Source organism: Nonomuraea coxensis DSM 45129 (assembly GCF_019397265.1).
In the GTDB taxonomy this organism is placed as follows: Bacteria; Actinomycetota; Actinomycetes; order Streptosporangiales; family Streptosporangiaceae; genus Nonomuraea; species Nonomuraea coxensis.
The window spans coordinates 4,085,333-4,104,089 of sequence record NZ_CP068985.1 but is presented as its reverse complement, the minus strand read 5'-3'; the positions used below and the strand labels follow the sequence as shown (position 1 = coordinate 4,104,089).

24 protein-coding genes and 1 pseudogene are annotated in these 18,757 nt (G+C 72.6%); 11 read left to right on the top strand and 14 right to left on the bottom strand.

The genetic code is table 11. From position 1 onward, the window contains the following. Positions 1 to 86: 86 nt before the first annotated feature. The 3 genes and pseudogenes from Nocox_RS19210 to Nocox_RS19200 all read right to left on the bottom strand — a co-directional run. Positions 87 to 1,316, bottom strand: a complete 1,230-nt coding sequence (locus tag Nocox_RS19210; RefSeq protein WP_020539775.1) for a M20 family metallopeptidase — start codon at positions 1,314 to 1,316, stop codon at positions 87 to 89. Next, a complete protein-coding gene (locus tag Nocox_RS19205; RefSeq protein ID WP_020539776.1) occupies positions 1,316 to 1,582 on the bottom strand; it encodes a hypothetical protein in 267 nt (88 codons plus the stop codon). The genes Nocox_RS19210 and Nocox_RS19205 overlap by 1 nt, the downstream gene beginning before the upstream one ends. A gap of 55 nt (positions 1,583 to 1,637) precedes the next feature. Beyond that, positions 1,638 to 2,483, bottom strand: a pseudogene (locus Nocox_RS19200) (MFS transporter); the annotation flags it as partial. On the opposite strand from Nocox_RS19200, the gene Nocox_RS19195 reads away from it, so the two are divergent. Further along, a complete protein-coding gene (locus Nocox_RS19195) occupies positions 2,422 to 2,613 on the top strand; it encodes a hypothetical protein (RefSeq protein WP_020539778.1) in 192 nt (63 codons plus the stop codon). The pseudogene Nocox_RS19200 and the gene Nocox_RS19195 overlap by 62 nt on opposite strands. Here Nocox_RS19195 and Nocox_RS19190 read toward each other — a convergent pair. From Nocox_RS19190 to Nocox_RS19170, 5 genes are all read right to left on the bottom strand, one after another. Then, complete coding sequence (locus Nocox_RS19190; RefSeq protein ID WP_084685149.1) at positions 2,591 to 2,785, bottom strand: AsnC family transcriptional regulator; 195 nt, start codon at positions 2,783 to 2,785, stop codon at positions 2,591 to 2,593. The genes Nocox_RS19195 and Nocox_RS19190 overlap by 23 nt on opposite strands. A 93-nt stretch (positions 2,786 to 2,878) precedes the next feature. Further along, a complete protein-coding gene (locus tag Nocox_RS19185) occupies positions 2,879 to 3,496 on the bottom strand; it encodes an ATP-dependent Clp protease proteolytic subunit (RefSeq protein ID WP_020539781.1) in 618 nt (205 codons plus the stop codon). 1 nt (position 3,497) lies between these two features. Next, positions 3,498 to 4,061 carry a ClpP family protease gene (locus Nocox_RS19180; protein WP_020539782.1) on the bottom strand — a complete coding sequence of 188 codons (564 nt, stop codon included), beginning with the start codon at positions 4,059 to 4,061 and terminating at the stop codon, positions 3,498 to 3,500. A 170-nt stretch (positions 4,062 to 4,231) separates the two neighbouring features. Next, entirely contained in the window at positions 4,232 to 5,092 is an 861-nt protein-coding gene (locus Nocox_RS19175; RefSeq protein ID WP_020539783.1) for a DUF2268 domain-containing putative Zn-dependent protease, read from the bottom strand. Positions 5,093 to 5,134: 42 nt separating this feature from the next. After that, the gene (locus Nocox_RS19170; protein ID WP_026213664.1) at positions 5,135 to 5,905 is read right to left on the bottom strand and encodes a hypothetical protein; all 771 of its coding nucleotides are present in this window, start codon (positions 5,903 to 5,905) and stop codon (positions 5,135 to 5,137) included. A gap of 55 nt (positions 5,906 to 5,960) precedes the next feature. On the opposite strand from Nocox_RS19170, the gene Nocox_RS19165 reads away from it, so the two are divergent. The 7 genes from Nocox_RS19165 (at position 5,961) to Nocox_RS19135 (ending at position 12,327) form a co-directional block, all read left to right on the top strand. Then, positions 5,961 to 6,962: an AAA family ATPase gene (locus Nocox_RS19165; RefSeq protein ID WP_020539785.1), complete on the top strand. Its 1,002-nt coding sequence runs from the start codon at positions 5,961 to 5,963 to the stop codon at positions 6,960 to 6,962. Beyond that, a complete protein-coding gene (locus tag Nocox_RS19160; RefSeq protein ID WP_020539786.1) occupies positions 6,959 to 7,906 on the top strand; it encodes a DUF58 domain-containing protein in 948 nt (315 codons plus the stop codon). Before Nocox_RS19165 ends, Nocox_RS19160 begins: the two co-directional genes overlap by 4 nt. Then, positions 7,903 to 8,850: a VWA domain-containing protein gene (locus Nocox_RS19155; RefSeq protein ID WP_020539787.1), complete on the top strand. Its 948-nt coding sequence runs from the start codon at positions 7,903 to 7,905 to the stop codon at positions 8,848 to 8,850. The genes Nocox_RS19160 and Nocox_RS19155 overlap by 4 nt, the downstream gene beginning before the upstream one ends. An 11-nt stretch (positions 8,851 to 8,861) precedes the next feature. Further along, positions 8,862 to 9,452 (top strand): class I SAM-dependent methyltransferase, encoded by a 591-nt coding sequence (locus Nocox_RS19150; RefSeq protein WP_020539788.1) that lies wholly within the window; start codon positions 8,862 to 8,864, stop codon positions 9,450 to 9,452. Further along, complete coding sequence (locus Nocox_RS19145) at positions 9,449 to 9,988, top strand: TrmH family RNA methyltransferase (protein WP_020539789.1); 540 nt, start codon at positions 9,449 to 9,451, stop codon at positions 9,986 to 9,988. Before Nocox_RS19150 ends, Nocox_RS19145 begins: the two co-directional genes overlap by 4 nt. A gap of 39 nt (positions 9,989 to 10,027) precedes the next feature. Further along, on the top strand, positions 10,028 to 10,825 hold the full coding sequence (locus Nocox_RS19140) for a glycerophosphodiester phosphodiesterase family protein (RefSeq protein ID WP_051112379.1): 798 nt from the start codon (positions 10,028 to 10,030) through the stop codon (positions 10,823 to 10,825). A gap of 68 nt (positions 10,826 to 10,893) precedes the next feature. Next, a complete protein-coding gene (locus Nocox_RS19135) occupies positions 10,894 to 12,327 on the top strand; it encodes an MFS transporter (protein ID WP_020539791.1) in 1,434 nt (477 codons plus the stop codon). A gap of 136 nt (positions 12,328 to 12,463) precedes the next feature. Here Nocox_RS19135 and Nocox_RS19130 read toward each other — a convergent pair whose 3' ends face one another. The 3 genes from Nocox_RS19130 to Nocox_RS19120 form a co-directional block, all read right to left on the bottom strand. Beyond that, a complete protein-coding gene (locus tag Nocox_RS19130) occupies positions 12,464 to 12,700 on the bottom strand; it encodes a hypothetical protein (protein ID WP_020539792.1) in 237 nt (78 codons plus the stop codon). Positions 12,701 to 12,805: 105 nt separating this feature from the next. Continuing rightward, positions 12,806 to 13,129, bottom strand: a complete 324-nt coding sequence (locus Nocox_RS19125; protein ID WP_020539793.1) for an STAS domain-containing protein — start codon at positions 13,127 to 13,129, stop codon at positions 12,806 to 12,808. Between the two features lie 163 nt (positions 13,130 to 13,292). Then, positions 13,293 to 13,742, bottom strand: coding sequence for a DUF5994 family protein (locus Nocox_RS19120; protein WP_157382698.1), 450 nt, complete (start codon positions 13,740 to 13,742; stop codon positions 13,293 to 13,295). 522 nt (positions 13,743 to 14,264) lie between these two features. Here Nocox_RS19120 and Nocox_RS19115 point away from each other — a divergent pair. Both Nocox_RS19115 and Nocox_RS19110 read left to right on the top strand, forming a co-directional pair. Then, positions 14,265 to 14,885 carry a hypothetical protein gene (locus Nocox_RS19115; protein ID WP_020539795.1) on the top strand — a complete coding sequence of 207 codons (621 nt, stop codon included), beginning with the start codon at positions 14,265 to 14,267 and terminating at the stop codon, positions 14,883 to 14,885. Positions 14,886 to 15,008: 123 nt separating this feature from the next. After that, positions 15,009 to 15,353, top strand: a complete 345-nt coding sequence (locus Nocox_RS19110; RefSeq protein WP_020539796.1) for an RNA polymerase-binding protein RbpA — start codon at positions 15,009 to 15,011, stop codon at positions 15,351 to 15,353. A 56-nt stretch (positions 15,354 to 15,409) separates the two neighbouring features. On the opposite strand, the gene Nocox_RS19105 is transcribed toward Nocox_RS19110, so the two are convergent. From Nocox_RS19105 to lnt, 3 genes are all read right to left on the bottom strand, one after another. Then, a complete protein-coding gene (locus Nocox_RS19105; protein ID WP_020539797.1) occupies positions 15,410 to 15,931 on the bottom strand; it encodes an FxsA family protein in 522 nt (173 codons plus the stop codon). Between the two features lie 95 nt (positions 15,932 to 16,026). Further along, a complete protein-coding gene (locus Nocox_RS19100; protein WP_246649817.1) occupies positions 16,027 to 16,797 on the bottom strand; it encodes a polyprenol monophosphomannose synthase in 771 nt (256 codons plus the stop codon). Next, entirely contained in the window at positions 16,790 to 18,535 is a 1,746-nt protein-coding gene (gene lnt / locus Nocox_RS19095; RefSeq protein WP_246649816.1) for an apolipoprotein N-acyltransferase, read from the bottom strand. Before lnt ends, Nocox_RS19100 begins: the two co-directional genes overlap by 8 nt. Before the next feature lie 37 nt (positions 18,536 to 18,572). On the opposite strand from lnt, the gene Nocox_RS19090 reads away from it, so the two are divergent. Then, the gene (locus Nocox_RS19090) at positions 18,573 to 18,713 is read left to right on the top strand and encodes a hypothetical protein (RefSeq protein ID WP_020539800.1); all 141 of its coding nucleotides are present in this window, start codon (positions 18,573 to 18,575) and stop codon (positions 18,711 to 18,713) included. The last annotated feature ends 44 nt before the right edge of the window (positions 18,714 to 18,757 follow it).

Below are 18,757 nucleotides of genomic sequence, written 5' to 3'. Positions count from 1 at the left end.
CCCCGATTTCCCCCGAGAAACCCCAAGAGTGTACAAGCGCCCCTTCAGCAGGTGGCGGAGGGGCCCGGACGGGGCCCCTCCGCGGATCAGCGCACGGCCAGGGCGTGGAGCAGGCCCGCGGTCAGCGCGGACCGTTCCAGCATTCCGGCGACGCTCACGTACTCGTGACGGGCGTGCGCGCCCTCGCCGACCGCGCCGAGGCCGTCCAGGACGGGCACGCCGAGCGCGGCGGCGAAGTTGCCGTCGCTGGCCCCGCCGACCGCGCACTCCCGCAGCTCCACCCCCATTTCGGCGGCCACCTCGCGGGCCAGGGCGAACAGCCGGGCGGTGCCGGGGCCGCGCTCCATCACCGGCCGGTTCCAGCCGCCCCGCACCTCGAACGAGGCCCGCCCGTCGTGGGGCCGAAGCGTGGCGAGCGCCGCCCCGATCCGGCCGGCCTCCGCCTGGCTGGCCACCCGGACGTCCACCTCCGCGTGGGCCGCCCCGGCGACCACGTTGGAGCCGGTGCCGCCCGACACGACGCCGACGTTGAGCGTGGTGCCGGCGTCCGGGTCGGCGAGGTCGTGCAGGTGGCGCACGGCCCTGGCCAGCTCGTCGATGGCGCTGGCGCCCTTGTCGGGTTCGAGCCCGGCGTGCGCCTCGACGCCGGTGATGGACAGGTGGAAGATGCCGACGCCCTTGCGCGCCGTCTTCAGCATGCCGTCCGCGCTCGCCTCGAAGACGAGCACCGCGGCGGCGCTCCTGGCGGACTCCTCGATGAGCGGGCGCGACAGGGGGCTGCCGATCTCCTCGTCGCCGTTGAGCAGCAGCCGCACCGGCGGGCGCGGCAGGCAGGCGGCGTCCAGCGCGCGCAGCGCCCACACGAGCTGGACCAGGCCCGCCTTCATGTCGAACGCGCCGGGGCCCGTGGCGAGGTCGCCGTCCACGGTGAACGGCCAGCCGGCCAGCGTCCCGGCGGGCCAGACCGTGTCGTAGTGGGCCAGCAGCAGCACCGGCGCCTCGCCGCGGCCCGGGTAGTCGTTGACGCGGGCGTCGCCGTACACGGCGGGCTCGCCGCGCCCGCCGGCCCCGCCGTGCGCGCCGCCGTCCATCCTGAAGGTGGCCGCCGGCGGCCCGATCCTGGCCTCCAGCCAGCCGTCGAGCCAGTGCAGGCCCGCGTCCAGCAGCGCCTTGTCGTTGCTGGGCGTCTCCAGCGACACGTACGCGGCCAGGTCGGCGAGCAGTTCCTCGCGATGCCCGCCGATCCAGTCGCGCAGCCTCACCGCGACGCCCTCCTCGTCGCTCGCCTCGTTCGCCGCCTCGTTCTGCGTGGTCATCAGGCGTCCTCCAGCGCGGCGAGGTGCTCCTCGCCCTTCGGCGCACGTCCGGCCTCCTCGTCGGCCAGGACGGCACGGTAGTGGTCGTGAACCTCGACGGGGCGGTGGCGGACGGCGATGTCGCGCCAGATGCCGCTGCGGTCCTTCGGCTGCGTGCGCAGCCATGCCGTCAGACGGTCCGTCGCCTCTTCACGTACCCGCTCCGGGGCCTCCGGAAGATAGGCGGCGGGCTCGAACGCGTCGAACGGCTCCAGCCGCCCGGCCACGGCGAACCCCTCGGCCCGCTCGTCGCCGCCGACCCGGTCGCCGGCACGTGCTCGCTCAGGTCAGCTCCTTGCCCTTGGTCTCCGGCATCGTGGCATAGACGGCCACGCCGACGAGCGCGGCGGCGGCGGCCACGTACATCCAGACCTGGTCGCGGTGGCCGTTGGAGGCCAGCCAGGTGATGACGTACGGGTCGGTGCCGCCGAAGACCGCCACGGACAGCGCGTACGGCAGCCCGATCCCGGTGGTGCGCACCTCGGCGGGGAACTGCTCGGCCATGATCGCCGCGCAGTTGGCCGAGTAGCCCACGATGAGCACCATGCCGACGATCTGGATGGCGAGCAGCGAGCCGAACCCGCCGTCCAGGAACTGGAACGCCGGCCAGGCCAGCACCAGGAACCCGAGCGCGAAGGCCAGCATCGTCGGCTTGCGCCCGATCCGGTCCGACAGCAGCCCGCCGAACGGCAGCAGCACCAGGAAGATCACCACCGCGATGGTGTTGGCGAGCAGCGCCCGGCTGAGCGGGATGCCGGTGGCGACGTGGGCGTAGGTCGGCATGTAGCTGATCCACACGTAGTAGATCAGCGTCCCCGCGACGGTCACCCCGGCCACGCGCAGCGCGGCGCGCGGGTGGTCGCGGAGCATCGTCCGCAGCGGGTCGGCCCGGGTGCGGCCGGAGGAGGCGGCCTCGGTGAACGCCTCCGTCTCGGGCACCGACACCCGCAGCCAGAGCCCGACCAGGCCGAGCAGCCCGCCGAGACCGAAGGCGACCCGCCAGCCCCAGCCGTGCAGCGCCGCCTCGTCGAGGCTGGAGGTGAGCACGAAGCCGAGCGCGGAGGCGATGAGCACGCCGCCGCCGACCGACACCTGCTGCCAGGAGCCGGCGAAGGCGCGCCGGCCGCGCGCCGCCGACTCGACGAGGAACGCCGAGGAGGTGCCGAACTCGCCGCCGGCCGAGAAGCCCTACGCGGGGGTCAGCCGGGTGGCCGGCGCGGCGGCGGTGGCGGCGCTCATCGCACCTCGGGCTCGGTGAGGGTGCGGAAGCGCGGGCAGCCGCGGCGCACCAGCGACTCCACGCGCCGTTCGGCGGTGGACTCGCTCGCGCCCACGAGCCGCGCGACGAGGCTCCAGGGGGCCCGGCCGTGGAGCTGGAGCGCGGCGGCCATGGCACGGTCCGGCTCGTCGAGTTCGACGCCATCCTGCATGGACCCATGTTCACTGACGAAATCCACCGGCGCGGCACGGAGAAGGCGGCGCGCCGTGAGGGAGGCACGCCGCCCTGAGGAGACGGAAGTGGGCTAGCGGGTGGGGACGAGGGTCCGTTTCCTGGAGGCGTAGATGTCGTCCACCAGCCGGTACGTCCGCGCCTGCTCGGCCGTGAAGATCCGGTCGCGCTCGATGTCCTTGCGGATCTCCAGCGTCGTCCGCCCCGTGTGCCGGGCCAGGATCTCCTCCTGCTGGTCGCGCATCCGCAGGATCTCCCTGGCGTGGATCTCCAGGTCGCTGCCCTGACCGCGCCCGCCCTCGGTGTGCGGCTCGTGCAGCAGCACCCGCGCGTGGGGCAGCGCGGCCCGCTTGCCCGGCGCGCCGGCCGCCAGCAGCACGGCCGCCGCCGAGGCCGCCTCGCCGATGCAGACGGTGTGGATCTCCGGCCGGACGAACTGCATCGTGTCGTAGATGGCGGTCATCGCCGTGAACGACCCGCCCGGCGAGTTGATGTAGAGGCTGATGTCCTGGTCGGGATCGATGGACTCCAGCGTCAGCAGCTGCGCCATCACGTCGTTGGCGACCGTGTCGTCGATCGGCGCCCCCAGGAAGACCACCCGGTCCTCGAACAGCTTGTTGTAGGGGTTGAGCTCCTTGATGCCGTAGGAGGTGCGCTCGGTGAAGGACGGCAGCACGTAACGCCCGCTCATCTCAGTTCATCCCTTCGGCGATGTGGTCGACGAAGCCGTACTCCAGGGCCTCCTGGGCGGTGAACCACCGGTCACGGTCGGAGTCGGCCTGGATGCGCTCCAGCGGCTGGCCGGTGTGCCGCGCGATGATCTCGGCCATCCGCCGCTTGGTGTAGAGCATGTTCTCGGCCTGGATCTGGATGTCGCTGGCCGAGCCGCCGATGCCCCCGAGCGGCTGGTGCATGACGACGCGGGCGTTGGGCATCGCGTAGCGCTTGCCCTTCGCGCCCGCCGACAGGATCACCTGTCCCATCGACGCGGCGAATCCCATCGCGACCGTCGCCACGTCGCACGGAATGAACTGCATCATGTCGTAGAGCGCCAGCCCGGCCTGCACCGAACCGCCCGGGGAATTGATGTAAAGGGTGATGTCGCGTTTGGGGTCCTCGGCTGCCAGCAGAAGGAGCTCCCCGCACAGCCGGTTGCAAATCTCGTCGTCGACCTCCTGGCCGAGAACGACGATGCGCTCCTTGAGCAGCCGCTGGCCGAGCTGATCCGGCCAGGCCGCGTGCTTGGTCTCCGTCATGAGGGTCGCCTTCCTGGTGCGGTTGATCGCTGCGGAAAACGCTAGTCCCGCACTTCCCGAATGACGGAGACTTTTCGCTGGCGGCGCATTTCTCTAAAAGCGCATTCCACCCTCGGCGAATTTATCTCGACAATTAATCGCCGATGTGCCGGGGACCCGGTGAACGCCCGTCAGCGCACGCCGCCGCGCCGCATCAGCTCGGCGGCGGGCAGCAGGGTCGCCTCGGTGGCCGTCAGCCCCGTGGCCTCCAGCGCGCGGTCCACCAGCGCCAGCCCCACCGCGTACCCGGCCATGTCCGGAATGCCGCGCGGCTCCTGGCCGAAGGCCCGCATCGCGCCGTCGCCCAGCACGTACGCCGGCGTGTGCCGCATCCCCTCCAGATCGAAGTCCTTCATGATCAGCTCGTACGCCCGGTCGAACTCCTCCCCCGTCACCATCGCCGACCACGGCCCCATCGCCTCCGGCCCGGACAGCTCCCGCACGAACGCCTCGGCCAGCCCCTCGGCGACCACGTGCTCCCCCACGGTCACCGTGACCGGGTTCCACTCCACGTTCGTGAAGCGCACGTTGTGGTGGAACTCGTGCACCGCGCAGTGCGCGATCCGCCCGATCACCTCCTCGCCGGGCCAGGCCAGCAGGAACAGCCAGCCGGGCGAGCCGCCCATGCCGTAGTAGCCGCCCGAGCGTCCCATCAGGTTCTCGTCGTCGGGGTTGCCGAGCACGAACATGACCTGCAACGACTCGGCCTGCGCGGCCCCGCTCAGCCGCTCGGAGGCGCGCTCCAGCTCCCGCCGCACCTGGCCGAGCACGTCGGCCTCGATCATCCGCTCGACGGCGGGCAGGTAGCGCGGGTCGTCGGCGTCCACCCGGAAGCCGCCCGACTGGTGGTGGATGTCCACGATGTCGCCCGGCATCGGGATGGCCGAGCGCATCGGCCCGAGCATCTCCGCCACCGCGGCCGGCCGCTCGTCCAGGGGCCGCCGCAGCAGGGCTGCCATCGCCGTCAAGGTGTCGTGCACGATGAATTCCATGACGGGGACGCTAGGACCTCACGTCACGTGAGGGTCAAACGACTAAAGCGGCGACTCCTCGCCGCTGTCGTCCCCCGGCGACCTGCCCGGCGTGAGCGGGCCGCTCTCCGTCGGCGACGGCGACAGCGACGGCGACGGCCGCGGCTCGGACGACTCCGGCGTGGGCGGCGCGGTCGGCACGAACACCGTCGGCGGCAGCTGCCGCGGCTGCGGCTCGCTGTCGCTGCGCCCGAGCACCAGCAGCAGCAGGATCGCCGTCACCAGGGCCAGCAGCAGCGCCAGCGCCAGCGCCGCCATCAGCACCCGCCGCCGCGTCTCGGTCAGCGGCCTCCGCCGCGTCACCGGCCCCGGCAGCGCGGGCGCGCGGTCGGTCAGCCAGTACGGCACGAAGTCCGGCCCGTGCGCATGCCCGATGAGCGTCCCGCCCACCATCACCGGCTCCAGGAACCACTCCGCGCCCGGCCGCCCCGGCACGTACGGCACCGCCACCCACGGCGCGCTGCCCAGCCGGCTGTCCAGCACCTCGGGCGCCCCGTCCAGCACGGCCGTCCGCTGCCGCCCCGTCCGCCCGAACCAGGGACGCCGGCCCGCGCGCTCGCCCCCCGCGCCCCTGATCGCGGTGATGAACCGCTCGCGCGCCGCGGCGTCGAACGCGGCGCCTCTCGTCAGCACGGCCAGCGACACCGCGCGCCCGTCGGACGCCTGGCCCAGGTACACGAAACCGGCCGGCGCCTGGTGCAGGCGCGCCTGCACCACGAACGGCCCCAGCCGGGGCGGATCACCGTACTGCAGCGGACTTGCCACGTTTGCCATGAAAGCACAGACGTGGCGTCGTGCACGTTTGCGGCGCGTTTGGTGGAATGGCGTCATGAGCGTCGCCGAAGAGTTGCCAGGCGGATCCGACGCGGCCCTGCTGCGTCAGAGCCTCGACGAGGTCCGGCGGGTCATCGTCGGACAGGAGCACATGGTCGAAAGACTCATCGTGGCCCTGCTCGCGCGCGGCCACTGCCTCCTGGAAGGAGTGCCGGGCGTCGCCAAGACCCTCGCCGCCTCCACCCTCGCCACCGTCGTGGGCGGCACGTTCGCCCGGATCCAGTTCACCCCCGACCTCGTGCCGAGCGACATCATCGGCACCCGCGTCTTCCATCCGTCGAACGAGAAGTTCGACGTCGAACTCGGCCCGGTGTTCGTCAACTTCCTGCTCGCCGACGAGATCAACCGCGCCCCCGCCAAGGTCCAGTCCGCCCTGCTGGAGGTCATGGCCGAGCGGCAGGTCACGCTGGCCGGCGTCACCCACCCGCTGCCCAGGCCGTTCATCGTGCTAGCCACCCAGAACCCCATCGAGTCCGAGGGCGTCTACCCGCTGCCCGAGGTGCAGCGCGACCGGTTCCTGTTCCGGGTCCGCGTCCCCCACCCCAGCGCCCACGAGGAGCTGGAGATCCTGCAGCGGATGAGCGTCACCCCGCCCGTCCCCGAGCGGGTGCTCGAACCCGACAAGCTCCTCGCCCTCCAGCGGGCCACCGAGGACGTCTCGGTCCACCAGCTCGTCGCCGACTACGTCGTCCGCCTGGTCATGTCCACCCGCGCCCCCGCCGAGTACGGCCTCGCCGACCTCGCCGACACCATCGAGATCGGCGTCAGCCCCCGCGCCACCCTCGGCCTCGTCGCCGCCGGCCGCGCCATGGCCCTGCTGCGCGGCCGTGACTACCTGCTGCCCGACGACGTGCGCGACGTCGCCGTGGACGTCATGGCCCACCGCCTCATGCTCACCTTCGACGCCCTCGCCGACGGCGTCGACCCCGAGCAGGTCGTCAAGCAGATCCTGCACGCCGTCCCCCCGCCCCTCGTCGTCTGGAACCAGAGCCGTTGAGCGCCTCGACCGCCGAGCAGGCGCTGCGCAAGCTGGAGCTCACCGTCACCAGGCGGCTCGACGGGCTGCTCCACGGGGCCCACCAGGGCCTGCTGCCCGGCGCCGGCAGCGAGGCCGGCGACAGCCGCGTCTACGTCCCCGGCGAGGACGACGTGCGCCGCATGGACTGGAACGTCACCGCCCGCACCACCGTCCCCCACGTCCGCGACCTCATCGCCGACCGCGAGCTGGAGACCTGGGCGCTCGCCGACCTGTCCCCCAGCATGGACTTCGGCACCGCCGGCACCGACAAGCGCGACCTGGTGGTCTCCGCCGTCGGCGCGATCGGGTTCCTGTCCAGCCGCCTCGGCGACCGGTTCGGCGCGCTCGTCATCCACGACGAGTTCATCCACCGCATGCCCGCCCGCACCGGCCGCCCCGCGCTCTACGGCCTCCTGCACTCCCTCATGGACGCCCCGCGCGGCCAGGCCGTGCCCGATCCACCCGACCTCGCCGAGGGCATCGAGGTGCTGTCCGCCACCCGCAGGCGCCGCGGCATGCGGCTGGTCGTCTCCGACTTCCTCGACGCCCGCCCCGAGCTCGACCCCGACGCCGAACGCCCCTGGGAGCGCCCCATCAGGCGGCTCGCCGCCCGCCACCAGGTCCTCGCCGTCGAGGTCATCGACCCCCGCGAGCTCGAACTGCCCGACGTCGGCCGGGTCGCGTTCGCCGACCCCGAGACCGGGAAAGTACGCGAGGTGCACCTGACGCCCAAAGTCCGCCAAGCGTACGCGGAGGCCGCGGAGCTGCAGCGCGAGGGCACCCGCCGGGCACTGCGCCGGGCCGGCATCGCCCACCTCGTGCTGCGCACCGACCGCGACTGGGTCTTCGACGTCGCGCAGTTCGTCCTGCGCCAGCGGCGCATGAGCCACGTGGCTCGCAAGGCCCACGGGAAGGTGACATGACGTTCCTCGCCCCCGCCTGGCTGTGGCTGTTCGTCCTCGTGGCGCTGCTGGTGGCCGGCTACGTCGTGGCGATGTTCGCCCGCCGCCGCTACACCGTGCGCTTCACCAACCTCGCCCTGCTCGACCTCGTCGCCCCCGCGGGACCCGGCTGGCGCCGCCACGTCGCCCCCGCCCTCTTCCTCGTCATGATGTCGCTCCTCGTCATCGGCGCCGCCAAGCCCGCCGACCAGGTCCGCGTCCCCCGCGACCGCGCCACCATCATGATCGCCCTCGACGTGTCGCTGTCCATGGACGCCGCCGACGTCCAGCCCAACCGCATCGCCGCCGCCAAGACCGCCGCCCAGAACTTCGCCCGCGAGCTGCCCGACCGCTTCAACGTCGGCGTCGTCTCCTTCGCCCGCTCGGCCAACGTCGTCATCTCCCCCACCACCGACCACCAGGCCGTCATCACCGCCATCGGCACCCTCACCACCCGGCCGGGCACCGCCATCGGCGAGGCCGTCTTCAACGCCCTCGACTCGCTGCGCTCCTTCGACCAGCAGGCCGCCACCGACCCGCCGCCCGCCGCCATCGTCCTGCTGTCCGACGGCGACAACACCTCCGGCCGCTCGGTCAACGAGGCCATCGAGGCCGCCCAGCAGGCCCACGTGCCGGTCTCCACCATCGCGTACGGCACCCAGGAGGGCACCGTCGACATCGACGGCCGCCCGGTCAACGTCCCGGTCAACAAGCAGACCCTGCAGTCGCTGTCCGACGGCACCTCCGGCCGCGCCTACACCGCCGAGTCCGGCGCCGAGCTGCGCGAGGTCTACGAGCAGATCGGCACCTCGCTCGGCTACAAGCTGGTCAACCAGGAGATCACCCAGTGGTTCATCGTGGCCGCGATCCTGGCCGGGCTGCTGGTGGCGGGAGCGGCGGTCATGTTCGGCACCCGCATCCCGTAACGTTTGACCACGTGGCCCACTACTTCTCCGAGCGGCCGGGCGTCGCCAGCCGGCCCGGCGCGGTCGACCTCGTCCTGCCCGACCTGCACCTGCGGCTGGAGACCGACAGCGGGGTGTTCTCCCCGGAGCGGGTCGACGTGGGCACGCGGGTGCTGCTGGAGAGCGTCCCGCCGCCGCCACAGGAGGGCGACCTGCTCGACCTGGGCTGCGGCTACGGGCCGATCGCGCTGACCATGGCCTCCCGCGCGCCCCGGGCCACCGTGTGGGCGATCGACGTCAACCGGCGCAGTGTGGAGCTGACCGCCCGCAACGCCCAGGCCGCGCGCCTTGACAAAGTAAGGTCGGTGCATGTGGACGAGGTGCCGGACGACGTCCGCTTCCGGGCGATCTGGTCCAACCCCGCCATCCGCATCGGCAAGCAGGCCCTGCACGACATGCTCACCAGGTGGCTGAACCGGCTGACGCCCGACGGCGTGGCCTACCTGGTCGTCCAGAAACACCTCGGCTCGGACTCCCTGCAGCGCTGGCTCGGCGAGCAGGGCTGGCACGCCTCCCGCGAGGCGAGCCGGGCCGCCTACCGCATCCTGAAGGTGACCCGATGAGAAGGCAGCTGCGCCCCACCGACGTCAAGCGGCTCAACCGCACCTGGCGCAGGAACACCGGCAACCGGCTGGGGATGATCCTGGAGTCGGTCACCGGCCCGTTCAACGTCGGCTCCATCTTCCGCAGCGCGGCGGCGTTCGGCGTCGACGAGATCTGGCTGGCCGGCAACGCCACCCCGCCGACCAACCCCAAGGCGGGCAAGACCGCGCTCGGCACCGAGCGCCTGGTCACCTGGCACGAGCCGGTGCCCGCCACCGAGGCGGTCAAGGCCGCCAGGGAGGCGGGCTACACCGTGCTGGCCATCGAGCTGACCGCCGAGGCGGCGCCGCTGCACCGGGCGGACCTCGCCCGCGACGTGTGCCTGGTGGTCGGCAGCGAGGACCACGGCTGCTCCCCCGCCCTGCTCGACGCCGTCGACGGCGCCTGCTACATCCCTCAGGTGGGGCGGGTGGGGTCGTTCAACGTGGCGGTGGCCGCCGCCATCGCGCTGGCCGAGGCCCGCCGCCAGGAGTGGCAGAATCTCGCCGATTCGTAACCTCAGCGTTCACCCCGAAAGGGCATACTTCTGGACGTGCTGAGCCGTCGATACCCCTTCCTCGACCATCCAGGCCCGCTCGCCTTCGCGCATCGCGGCGGCGCGGCGGAGGGCGCCGAGAACTCCGCGGCCGCCTTCGAGCGAGCGGTCGGCCTCGGCTACACCTACCTGGAGACCGACGCCCACGCGACGGCCGACGGCGTGCTGCTGGCCTTCCACGACCACACGCTCGACCGGGTCACCGACCAGCGGGGGCGCATCTCCGAGCTGCCCTACCGGGCGGTCCGGCGGGCGCGCATCGCCGGCGTCCACGAGATCCCCCTGATGGAGGACCTCCTCGGCACCTGGCCGGAGGCCCGGTTCAACATCGACGTCAAGGAGGCGGCCGCGATCGCCCCGCTGGCCGAGGCGATCCGGCGCACCAACTCCTACGACCGTGTCTGCCTGACCTCCTTCTCCGACGAGCGGCTGGTCCTGGCCAAGGCGGCGATGGGCCGCGACGTGTGCTCCTCGCTCGGGCCGCGCGGCGTGGCCGCCCTGCGCGCCGCCGCCACCACCTCCGGCTACGGCCGGCTGCTCGCCCGCCTGTCGCGCGCGGGCATCCCCTGCGCCCAGGTGCCCGTGGGCTTCCGCGGGCTGCGCGTCACCACCGGCCGCCTGATCCGCACCGCGCACGCCATCGGCATGCAGGTGCACGTGTGGACCATCAACGACCCCGCCCGCATGGAGCACCTGCTCGACCTCGGCGTGGACGGCCTCATGACCGACAACGTCACCGGCCTGCGCGAGGTGCTCACGCGGCGCGGCCAGTGGCATCCGGGCAGCCTGGCGGCCTAGCCGCTCCCCCGGCCCCGCCCGATCACGAACCCGGCCAGCGGTCTGGCCTCTAGGAGCGACACGACATCATGCCCGTACCCGCACCCCCCGCGGCTCTGGACGAATCCCCCGCAGCGCGCCGGCGCGAGCAGCGCGGCTGGTACTTCTACGACTGGGCCAACTCCGCCTTCTACACGACCGTCATCTCGGTCTTCCTCGGCCCCTACCTGATCCCGGTGGCGCGGACCGCCGCCTGCGCCCGCGACTTCCCCGGCGTGCCGGCCGAGCAGTGCTCGGCCGGCTTCGACGAGCTGATCGCCGCCAACCCCGGCCTCGGCTACGTGGACGTCCTCGGCGCCGACATCCGGCCGGCCGCCTTCTTCGGCCTGATCACGACGGTCGCGGTGTTCCTGCAGATCGTGCTGCTGCCGATCGCGGGCGCGCTGGCCGACCACACCGGCCGCAAGCGGGAGCTGCTCGGCGGGTTCGCCTACGTCGGCGCGCTGGCCGCGATGGGCCTGTTCTTCGTCGAGGGCGACCGCTACATGCTCGGCGGCGTGCTGTTCGTGCTGGCCAACCTGGCCTACGGCTGCTCGATCGTGGTCTACGACTCGTTCCTGCCGCAGATCTCCACGCCGGAGGAGCGCGACGGGGTCTCCTCGCGCGGGTGGGCCATCGGCTATCTGGGCGGCGGGCTGCTGCTGGCGCTCAACCTGGTGCTGTACCTGCAGCACGAGAGCCTGGGGCTGGGCGAGGGCGAGGCGGTGCGGATCTGCATGATGTCGGCCGGGCTGTGGTGGGCGACGTTCACCGTGGTGCCGCTGCTGCGGCTGCGCAACCGGCCGGTGCCCGCGCACGAGACGACGGCGCTGCGCTCGGTCGGCGGCAGCTTCCGCCAGCTCGGCCGCACGCTGTCCGAGCTGCGCCGCTATCCGCTGACGCTGCTGTTCCTGGTGGCGTACCTGGTCTACAACGACGGGGTGCAGACGGTGATCGGCAACAGCGCGGCCTTCGCCTCCGAGGCCCTGAAGCTGGATAAGACCGTACAGATCACCGCGATCCTGATGGTGCAGTTCGTGGCGTTCTTCGGGGCGCTGGCGCTGGGAGGGCTGGCGCGGCGGTTCGGCACCAAGCGGACGGTGCTGGCGAGCCTGGTGCTGTGGACGGCGATCGTGGCGATGGCGGTGTTCGTCCGCGAGGGCGAGGCGGTGCAGTTCTACCTGATGGCGTTCGCGATCGCGATCGTGCTGGGCGGCACGCAGGCGCTGTCGCGCTCGCTGTTCTCGCAGGTCATCCCGAAGGGGCGGGAGGCCGAGTACTTCAGCCTGCTGCAGATCAGCGACAAGGGGTCGGCGTTCATCGGCTCGCTGACGGTCACCGTCGCGCTGCAGCTCACCAACAGCTACCGCATCGCCATCGTGTCGATGGTGATCTTCTTCGTGGTCGGCTTCGTGCTGCTGGCGCTGACGAACCTGCCCAAGGCGATCCGCGCCGCCGGGAACGAGGTGCCGGCCCGCATCTGACCGGCGGCCGCCGACGCCCAGCAAACCCCTGCCGTCGGGGTCTTCCGACGTGGTTGACGCCCGATTCCATTCGGTTTCACAGCGAGACCGGGACTGACGGCTCAAGCGTCGAACATCACCTACGGGCCGATCGCGGTCAAGGGCGTGCCCGCGCTGGAGACCCGGCCACGGCCAGGACGACACGCAGCCACGGGCGGGCGGTGAAGGAGCGGTGGGTCAGCAGCCGGTGGAAGCCGACCGTCACTCCCAGCCCGGTCACCACGTAGAAGACGGCGGCCAGCAGCAGGTCGGTGAGAGTGATCCCGCTTCCCCACGCCCGCCAGATGCCGGTGCCCAGCGCGATGAACGGCGCGATGACGATCGCCGCGGTCAACGTCGCCGGGACGATGCCGGCCCGCGCGGGCTCAGCCGTGCGGGGGGACGGCGCATTGCCGTCATACCCCCTCGGCGGCGGTGCGGGTGACGCTCAGCGTGCCGGTCACGCCATGACCGGGAAGCGGTGGTCCAGGCCGGTGATGCGCAGCAGCCGGGCCATGCGCGGCGGAACGCCGGTCAGGGCCAGCATGACGCCCCGCGCCCGGGCACGGCCTTGCACGCCGACCAGGACGCCGATCCCGCCGGCCCCGCAGAAGGTGACCCGGGACAGATCCAGGACGAGCAGGTCGGTGCTGTGGTCGAGGGCGGTGATCAGCCGCTTGCGCAGCCGGGCTGTGGTGAAGATGTCGATGTCCCCCGACAGATGCACCAGGGTCGGCGCCGAGGCGCTCAACCCTGCGAGCGGGGCGATGTCGATGACGGTCATGGAAGGTCTCCTCACGGGAGAAGCTGGAAATGGATGAGATGCCTGCCGGCCGGAGATCGGCCCGCCGCCGGTACGGGCGGTGCCAGGACCGCTCGATCCAGCCGGCAGGCGGCACACGGGGTCATCGCGACGTTGTCGGCCGTCCCGTGACGGACTGCGCCGGCTACCCGATGACCGGCCCGCCCTCGTCCTCCCAGCGGGCCGAGCCGTCGGCCGTGGCACGCGGAGCGGGGCCGGCCGGCAGGTGCGCGAGGGTGAGGATGGCGTCGATGCTCAAGCCGGCGGTGTCCTGGGCGGTGAGCTTGAGCGTGGCCTGGGCGACAGCGGCGGCTGCGTGCGAAGGGATGATCAGCAGGACGACCGGCTCGCCGGCGGCGAAGCTGAGCGTGATCACGCGCGGGTCGGTGTGGCGGAACCAGCCGATGCGGACCTGGCGTCCGCGCGCCTGGATGCGGCGCGGGATGTTCTGCCACGCATCGCCATGGACGCCGATGCGGAGCGTGATGCGATCCAGCAGCCGGTCGACGGCGGCGATGAGGCCGGGCAGTTCTGCGGCCGCGTCGCGCGAGGAGGGCCACCAGGCCCCGTCCACCACCGCTCGCCGATTCGGCACCGGCCGGAGACTGAGGCGTAGCGCGGAATCGACCTGAGGAACTGCGGAGGAGGCGGCGCTGAGCGGCGCGGGGTAAGGGTGAAGCGTGGGTGTCATGATCTGCCTGACCTGTCCGGGCCCTGTGAAGAGGGCCGGTGGTGGTTCGCCGGGGGCGACGCAGACCTGAATGCCAACGCTCGGAAAGACCTCGGTACTTTCAGTGTACGTCACGGCCTCCGGAATTACGCGATTCTGGAGGTGGCGCTTGGCCGGCTCCAGCAAGACCAAGTATGTCTCCCGGCTGCCCGGCTACCGGCCTCGGCGAGGCATGCGGCATCAATGATGGCAAGCGAGCCGCGTACGGCAAAGGTGGGGCAGAGGACTCCATGACCAGATGGAACCTCGCCAACGCCGGATTCGTTCCACATCCCTGCGACCCCTGATGCGGCGCCCACAACCGAGAGCAGTGCTCTTGACGTATGCCGCCGCTCTGCGAGAGCATTGCTCTCGTCAGAGAGCGTTGCATCAATCAAGGAGCGCCGCATGCCCGTCCGTCTCACCTCCGCCGCCTTCGCAGGGACCGGCGTGCTGTTCCTGCTCTATCCGCTGCTGCGCCCCTCCACGGACGACGCCGCCGCGATGGCCTCCGCCGGCTGGGTCGCCGGGCACGCGGCGGCGATGGCCGGCTTCGTCCTGCTCGCCCTCGCGCTGCTCGGCCTGCACCAGGTCCTCGGCGACCGGCTGTCGCTGCGCGCGGCGGTGGTGACGTGGCTCGGCGCGGGCCTGACGCTGCCGTACTACGGGGCCGAGGACTTCGGGCTCAACGTGATCGCCCAGCGCTCCCTGCGCGACGGGACGCCCGCGCTGATGGAGCTGGCCGAGGAGTTCCGCTACGGGCCGGTGGCGGTGACCATGTTCGCCACGGGGCTGGTGCTGCTCGGCGTGGGCACCGCGATGGCGGCGGTGGCGGTGTGGCGCTCGGCCGCGCTGCCCCGGTGGAGCGGGGTCCCGCTGGCGCTCGGGTTCGCGCTGTTCGTTCCGCAGTTCTTCGGGCCGTACGCGCTGCGGATCGCGCACGGCGCGCTCATCCTGGCCGGCGCCTTGTGGCCGGCGCTGGCGCTGGCCGTCATCGGGCGGCGCACCACCCGCCCGGCGACCGCGTGAAGAACCCGAGCCCCTCAGCGCGATTGGATCTCCCCGAGGGTGGGAATCCCATCACGGTACCAAGCGTTAGACACCGTGGGAGACACCCCCCACGCATGGGGGCCCTGTAGGAGGCATTGAGACATGGGCGAGCGCGCGCTTCGTGGCACCCGGCTCGGGGCAACCAGCTACGAGAACGACCGTAACACGGATCTGGCCCCGCGCCAGGAGGTGTCCTATACCTGTCCGAAGGGCCATCGCTTCGAGGTTCCGCTTGCCGCCGAGGCCGAGATCCCCGCGACGTGGGAGTGCCGCATGTGCGGCGCGACGGCGCTCCGGGTGGACGGCGAGCAACCGGAGTCGAAGAAGACCAAGCCCCCGAGGACGCACTGGGACATGCTCCTGGAACGGCGGTCCATCGAGGACCTTGAGGAGGTGCTCAACGAGCGGCTGGCGGTCCTGAGGGCCCAGCGCCGCAAGAGCGCCTGACATCCTCTCACGGTGAAACCCCCGGGCCCTTCCGGCCCGGGGGTTCCTTCGTGCGTTCAGGCCCTCGGCGGGCGTCCCAGCGCGCCTCGCGGCTCCTCCTGGTCGCCGCGTTCCTCCCTGATCACCTCTCCGGTGACCACGCGGCCGCCGTGCGGCGCCTCGCCGCCCGGCGCCGTCGGGAAGAGACCGGCGTACGGGGACGCGGCGGCCAGGCGCTTGATCCGCCGCTCGAAGAACCACACCCCGAGCCGGCGCATCAGCGGCCGCGTCACCGGCAGCACGAAGGCGAGGCCGACGACGTCGGTGACGAAGCCCGGCGCCACCAGCAGCGCGCCGCCCATCAGCACGAGACCGCTGTCGGCCAGCTCGCGCTCCGGCATCCGGCCCGACCGCAGCGACTCCTGCAGCGCCCGCCAGGCCCGCCGCCCCTCGCGGCGGATGATCCACGCGCCGAGCAGGCCGCCGGCGACGAGCAGGGCCACGGTCGCGGGCCCGCCGATCGCGGACCCGACCTGGAAGAGCAGCCAGATCTCCAGCACGGGCACGATCAGGAAGCTCAGGAAGAGCAGCAGCCGCATCGTTCGTCTCTCCGATTCCGCACGCGCACGCCAGGACCGCGTACGTCAATGACAACGCCCGGCGGGCCCAGGACGTTCCTGGCCAGGACAGGTTCCTAGCCGCGCCCGCCCCTGCGGCGCAGCCGCCCCGGCAGGCCGGTCACGCCCCACAGGCCGATGCGCCACAGCGCCTCGGACATGATCTTCCCGCTCATCTTGCTCTTGCCGACCGTGCGCTCCACGAACGTGATCGGCACCTCCACCACCCGCAGCCCATGGCGGGCGGTACGCAGCGTGAGGTCGACCTGGAAGCAGTAGCCCTGCGACTCGACGCCCGACAGCCCCACCTTCTCCAGGGTGGCCGCGCGGTAGGCGCGGAAACCGGCGGTCGCGTCGCGCACCGGCAGGCCCAGCATGACGCGGGTGTAGACGTTGGCGCCCTTGGACAGCAGCTCCCGCCGCCGCGGCCAGTTGACGATCCGCCCTCCGCGGACGTAGCGGGACCCGATCGCCAGGTCCGCGCCCCCGTCCAGCGCCGCCAGCAGCCTCGGCAGCTCCTCGGGCTGGTGCGAACCGTCGGCGTCCATCTCCACCAGCACGTCGAAGCCCCGCTCCAGGCCCCAGCGGAACCCCGCGATGTAGGCCGCGCCGAGGCCCTGCTTGCCGGGCCGGTGCAGGACGTGCACCTGCTCGTCGCCCGCGGCCAGCCCGTCGGCGACCTCGCCGGTGCCGTCGGGGCTGTCGTCGTCGGCCACGAGCACGTGGGCCCGCGGCACGGCCGAACGGACACGCTCGACGATGGAGGGCAGATTGTCGCGCTCGTTGTAGGTCGGGACGACGACGAGCACCCTGCCGAGCGTCTCCATGTCCGGTCGTCCCTCACCCATCGACTCGCCGCCTGCCCCGCCATGCGGCGGCCCCGGCCGCCGCGACTCCCATCACCATCAATGCCCATTCCGGCCAGGCGCCCACCTTGGTGGCGAGCGTCTCCCCGGCGCGTACGGGCACCGTCACCACGTTCATGTCCGCGACCAGTTCGCGCGTCTGCCAGGAGACCTTACCCTCCGGTGTGACGAACGCGGAGATCCCCGTGGTGGCGGCGGTCACGACAGCCCGGTTGTGCTCGACCGCGCGCAGCTGCGACATGGCGAGCTGCTGCGGCGGCAGGTTGGACAGGGCGTAGCTGGCGTTGTTCGTCTGCACGACGATCGGCGTGCCGCCGGCCCGGACCGTGCCGCGCACGGTCGCGTCGTAGGCCACCTCGTAGCAGTTGACCGCGCCGATGGTGACCGGGCCGAGCCTGAGGTCGCCGGGCCGGTCGCCGGGCACCGACTGGCGGCCCACCAGGCTCGCCCGCTCCCACAGGGCCAGTACGAGGTCCTTGAACGGGGTGTACTCGCCGAACGGCACCAGGTTCTGCTTGTCGTAGTAGGCGCCGGGGCCGGTGACCGGGTCCCAGGTGAGGCTGCGGGTGGCGCGGCTGTCGTCGCCGATGGCCACGACGGCCCCGACGAGCGTGGGCACCCCGACGTCGGCCACCGAGTCCTGGATGATCTGACGGGCGGTCTCGTCGCGGTAGGGGTCGATGTCGGTGGAGTTCTCCGGCAGGACGACGATGTCGGGCCTCGGCAGCTTGCCGTCGCGGACGGCCTGGGCCAGGCGCTTGGTCTCCCCGGCGTGGTTGCGCAGCACGACGGCGGGCTCGTCGCCCAGGACGTACATGCCGCGGCCGGGGACGTTGCCCTGCACGATCCCGACGTTGACCGAGCGGCCCTCGTCGCCGGGGCGCGGCACGGCCAGGGTCAGCAGGGGCACCGCCAGCGCCAGGAACGCCGGAGCCGCCCGCAGCCACGGCCGGGCCGCAGGAGGCCGGACCAGGACGGCGTGGGCCAGCAGGGCGCCGCACAGGGCCACCGCGAACGACACCAGGGGCGCGCCGCCGAGCGCGGCGTACCGGGTGAAGAGCGACTCGCCCTGGCTGAAGGCCACCCGCGCCCACGGGAAGCCGCCGATCGGCACCAGGCCGCGCGCCCACTCCATCGCCACCCACAGCCCGCCGAACCACAGGGGCCAGGCGCGCAGCCGGAACACCGGCGCGGCCAGGGCGGACATGACGGCGTAGAAGACGGTCTCGGTGGCGACCAGCATCACCCAGACGTCGTCGCCGATGGTCCTGACCCAGGCGAGGGCCGGGAACAGGAACACCGCGGCGGCGAGCGCCCCGATCCAGGCCGCGCGCCTCGGGCGGGTGCCGTACAGGGAGCCGGCGACGAGCGCGAGGCCGAGGGGCGCGAGCGGCCACCAGCCGAGCGGCGGGAACGCGGCGAACAACGCCAGCCCGCCGGCCACGGCCGCCGCCGTCCGGCCCGCCAGCCGCCCCCGCGACTCCCGCCCGGCCCCGCCCCGCCGCCCCTCCCCAGGATTCCCGGCGAGGGCCGCGGAACCCCCGCCGCCCGGCGTCCCGGACGCGGCCGGCTCCCCTTCGGCCAGGACTCGGGCCGCGGACGACTCCCCTTCGCCCGGGACCTGGGCCGCGGCCGGCTCACCTTCGCCCGGGACCTGGGCCGCGGCCGGCTCACCTTCGCCCGGGACCTGGGCCCCCTCCGGCTCAGGGACCGGGGACAAGTCGGCGAGGTCAGAGCCCGTCGGGCCCGATGACAAAGTGGCGGGGTCGGAGCCCGTCGGGGCCGACGACGAGGAGACGGGGCCCGGCGACGAGGAGACGGGGCCGGTGCCGCTGGGGGCGGGCGGCGACGGGGCCGGGTCGGGGCCCGTGGGGGGCGGCGGGCTCGTGCGTTCCTGAACCACTCCGGGTCTCCTCAGCCACCGTCGAACACCTGCTTGCTC